The sequence below is a fragment of the Psychrobacter sp. 1U2 genome (genome assembly GCF_051847575.1).
The window spans coordinates 1-951 of sequence record NZ_JBPYDC010000596.1; the positions used below are offsets into that span (position 1 = coordinate 1).

Consider the following 951-nt stretch of genomic DNA (forward strand, 5'->3'; position numbering starts at 1 on the left):
CTTTGTTGCCATCTCAAAATATTCATTGGAGCGTTTGCGATAACGCTCAAAAATGTCGATACCAGCAGATAGATCACCGCGCTTGAGTCGATTGCCAAATTCGCTTGCATATTTCTTTTCGAATTCATCAACATCAGATTGCAAAAACAACGTATGATTTGGGTCTAGATTATCAATGTACATAGACAAAATTTCACTGCCCATTTCACTATCAAGTGGTTGGTTCAAATAATGACTGCGGTCTAACAGTGCCGCGACTTGCCTAGTTGTAATTTTTTGTTCAGGAGTTTGGACAAACCCTTCAGTACCAGTATCTGCTACTGCTGTACCATAGCTTTGTGTCAGAATAAGCCCAGCTACGCCAACTGACGCTGCGCTGAGTAACCACTGTGCTGGTTGTTTTTTCATTATGTGTACCTGGTTGTTTTAAGTGATAAAATGCCTAAAATGTGTCTTAAATTGTCCTATCAATATGTCTTAAACGGGTTTGTTACTATAGAATACTTTGCGTTCAATATTAGCATGGTCATTGGCTTACAACTGTCTCAAACTGTATAAACAATCTTACACGCTACGTCTATACATACCAAACTTTCTATCGTCTTTATTGTACGTGCTATCATATTTATAGTAATGGTTTGATCAACGCCAGTTATACAACTTAAGTTGTGGTAATAATTCTATACTTAAATGGTAGCGATGATAAATATACTAACAGCTGTATCTGCTAAATTAACATAGGTCTGATAAGCGACAACTGGCATAATAGGTTGATAGAAAAAGGCAGTTTTCACCCATGCTGCTTTAATGATGTCATCATCAAACCAATAATATCAATAACCAGTCATTATCAAAACTCATAATATAAGTGCACAGCACTCTAAGGATCTTGCCATGTATGGTGTGTTAATGATCGATATCGGTAGCACCGCATTGACAAATGAAGACATC

Annotated in this window: 1 pseudogene; it reads right to left on the reverse strand. The window is 37.2% G+C overall.

Annotated features, from left to right (window positions below):
- Positions 1-408 (reverse strand): annotated as a pseudogene (locus tag ACS8FD_RS17520) (carboxy terminal-processing peptidase); the annotation flags it as partial.
- Positions 409-951: the final 543 nt, after the last annotated feature.